General features: G+C 74.6%; 2 protein-coding genes and 1 pseudogene. 1 reads left to right on the forward strand and 2 read right to left on the reverse strand.

Annotated features, from left to right (window positions below):
• Positions 1 to 78: 78 nt before the first annotated feature.
• Positions 79 to 1,620: an anthranilate synthase component I gene (locus tag AB0C29_RS41290; RefSeq protein WP_360832672.1), complete on the reverse strand. Its 1,542-nt coding sequence runs from the start codon at positions 1,618 to 1,620 to the stop codon at positions 79 to 81.
• Positions 1,617 to 1,985 carry a phosphoribosyl-AMP cyclohydrolase gene (gene hisI, locus AB0C29_RS41295; protein ID WP_360832674.1) on the reverse strand — a complete coding sequence of 123 codons (369 nt, stop codon included), beginning with the start codon at positions 1,983 to 1,985 and terminating at the stop codon, positions 1,617 to 1,619. Before hisI ends, AB0C29_RS41290 begins: the two co-directional genes overlap by 4 nt.
• A 225-nt stretch (positions 1,986 to 2,210) precedes the next feature.
• Here hisI and AB0C29_RS41300 point away from each other — a divergent pair.
• Positions 2,211 to 2,978, forward strand: a pseudogene (locus AB0C29_RS41300) (hypothetical protein); the annotation flags it as partial.

Here is a 2,978-nt window from a genome sequence, read left to right on the forward strand (position 1 = left end):
GGGTCACGCCGTAGACGGCCAGCCCGGCGCCCGCGGCGCACAGCAGGACCGCGTACGCCAGCCGGCGGCCGGGAGTCATCAGCGGGCCGCGCGCAGTGTCTCGGCGGCCGCGATCGCCGCCAGCACGGCCGCGGCCTTGTTACGGGTCTCCTGCTCCTCGGCCGCCGGGTCGGAGTCCGCCACGATGCCGGCGCCGGCCCCCACGTACGCCGTCCCGCCGTGCATCAGCGCCGTCCGGATCGCGATCGCCATGTCCATGTCGCCGGCGAAGCCGAAGTAGCCGACCGTGCCGCCGTACAGGCCGCGCCGGGTCGGCTCGAGGCTCTCGATGATCTCCATGGCCCGGACCTTGGGGGCGCCGGACAGGGTGCCCGCCGGGAACGTGGCGGCCAGGGCGTCGAAGGCGCTCTGGTCGGCGCGCAGCTCACCGACGACGGTCGAGACGATGTGCATGACGTGGCTGTAGCGCTCGATGCGGGCGAAGTCCGGCACCTCGACCGTGCCCGCCCGGCACACCCGGCCCAGGTCGTTGCGGCCCAGGTCGACCAGCATGACGTGCTCGGCGCGTTCCTTGGGGTCGGCCAGCAGCTCCGCCGCGAGCGCGTTGTCCTGCTCGGGGGTGCCGCCGCGCCAGCGGGTGCCGGCGATCGGGTGCAGCAGCGCCCGGCGCACCCCGCCCTGCTCGGCGCTGACCTTGAGGTGCGCCTCCGGCGACGAGCCGACGATGTCGAAGTCGTCGAAGCGCAGCAGGTACATGTACGGGCTCGGGTTGGTCGCGCGCAGCACCCGGTAGACGTCCAGCGGGTCGGCGTCGGTGGCCCGCTCGAAGCGTTGCGCGACGACGATCTGGAAGCACTCGCCGGCCCGGATGGCCTCCTTGGCCGTCTCGACCGCCTTCTGGTAGTCGCCCGGGGCGGTGCGGCTGAGCACGTCACCGGCCGGGCGCCGCTCGACGGTGGAGATCATCGGCGGGGTGGGCCGGGACAGCGCGGTGGTCATCGCGTCGAGCCGGCCGACCGCCTGGTGGTACGCCGCGCGGGCGGCACGCGCGTCGGCGCCGGCGTCGAGCACCGCGTTCGCCACCAGGATGGCCGAGCCGTCGTAGTGGTCGAGCACCACCAGGTCGGTGGCGAGCATCATGCCCAGCTCGGGCAGGGGCACGTCGTCGGTGGTGGTGGACGGCAGCCGCTCGAACCGGCGGACCAGGTCGTAGCTGAGGTAACCGACCATGCCACCGGTCAGCGGGGGCAGGTCGTCGCCCGTACCGGGCTCCTCGGGAGCGGCCAGGGCCGCGACGGTCTCCCGCAGCGCGACCACCGGATCACCGTCCACCGGTACGCCCGCCGGCGGGTTGCCGAGCCAGGCGGCCTGGCCGTCGCGTTCCACCAGGGTGGCGGCACTGCGCACGCCGATGAACGAGTAACGCGACCAGGCGGCCGAGCCCGCACCCTGCTCCGCGGACTCCAGCAGGAAGGTGCCGGGGCCGCCGGCCAGCTTGCGGTAGACACCGATCGGGGTCTCGCCGTCGGCCAGCAGCCGCCGCACCACGGGCACCACCCGTCGCCGGGCCGCCTGCGCGACGAAGGCGTCCTCGTCCGGGGTGACCGAACCGCTGGTCATGCGCTCTCCCCCGGCACGGCGTGCAGATCGTCGGAGAAACAGGTGTGGGTGCCGGTGTGACAGGCCGCGCCGACCTGCTCGACCGTGACCAGCAGCGCGTCACCGTCGCAGTCCAGCGCCACCGAACGGACGTACTGGTGGTGGCCCGAGGTGGCGCCCTTGACCCAGTACTCACCTCGGCTGCGGGACCAGTAGGTGGCCCGGCCGGTGGTCAGCGTGCGGTGCAGCGCCTCGTCGTCCATCCAGGCCAGCATCAGCACGTCGCCGGTGCCGGCCTCCTGGACGATCGCGGCCACCAGGCCGTCGGAGGTGCGGCGCAGGCGGGCGGCGATCGCCGGGTCCAGCGCGGAGACAGGTCCGTTCACAAGGTCAGTCGCGGGCACAGTGTCACATTCTCTCGTATCGGGTACCAGCGTCCACGGGGCCGTACCGGTAGCCCACGATCCGGTCACGGACCCGCACTGGGGGTGTGACCGGGAGGCCGGGGACGGTACCGTCGTCGTGCGCCGCACCTGAGAAGGTGCTGCGCCCGCCGTCCGACCGGCCCGCCCCGCGGATGGCGCCGCCACTGGAACGGGAGTCTTGAACCGATGGAGCCGACGTCCGAGCCCGAGAACCGGCAGTCACGCGGCCTGGCCCGTTTCTGGCCGGTGCACGGGATGTCCACGCCGGCGCCCCGCGAGTCCGAAGAGGACCCGGGCGTCCGGCCGGACGCCACCGGCGCCGCGGCGCACACGTCCGACCAGCAAGCCGGCGCCGCCGGCCCGAACGGGGAGCACCCGCAGGTGAGCGATCAGCAGTCCCAGCCGCACGATGACCAGCCGGAGCCCGACGAGCAGCCGGCCCCGTTCGCCGCGCGGCCGCACCCGGCGCTGACCAGCGACACCCAGATGGTGGCCCTCGGCTCGCGGCGCCCGGCGGACGCGCTGCTCGGCACCAACGGCACCCGGTGGACCAACCAGGGCGGATTCCCGCCGGTGGAGACCAACGGGCACCGCAACGGCGACGCCGGCCCCCGGCACGGCGGCATCCCGATCGCCAACGGTCAGGCCCCGGTGAGCGGCGGCCCGCGGTCGCCGTTCGCCCCGACCGGTGACGAGCCGTCCCCGTTCGCGCCGCCCGGTGACGAGGCGATGCGGTCCGCGTTCATGCCCGCCGACGACCGGCCCACCTTCGGCAGCCCCGCCGAGGAGCGGCCGATCTTCGGCAATGCCGGCGAGGAGCGGCCCACCTTCGGCAGCCCCGGCGACGACCGGCCGGTCTTGGGCAGCCCCGGCGACGACCGGTCGGTCTTCGGCGGCCCCGGCGACGACCGGTCGGTCTTCGGCGGCCCCGGCGACGACCGGCCCGTGTTCGGC

Origin of the sequence: Actinoplanes sp. NPDC048791, assembly GCF_040650095.1 — a bacterium.
In the GTDB taxonomy this organism is placed as follows: domain Bacteria; phylum Actinomycetota; class Actinomycetes; order Mycobacteriales; family Micromonosporaceae; genus Actinoplanes.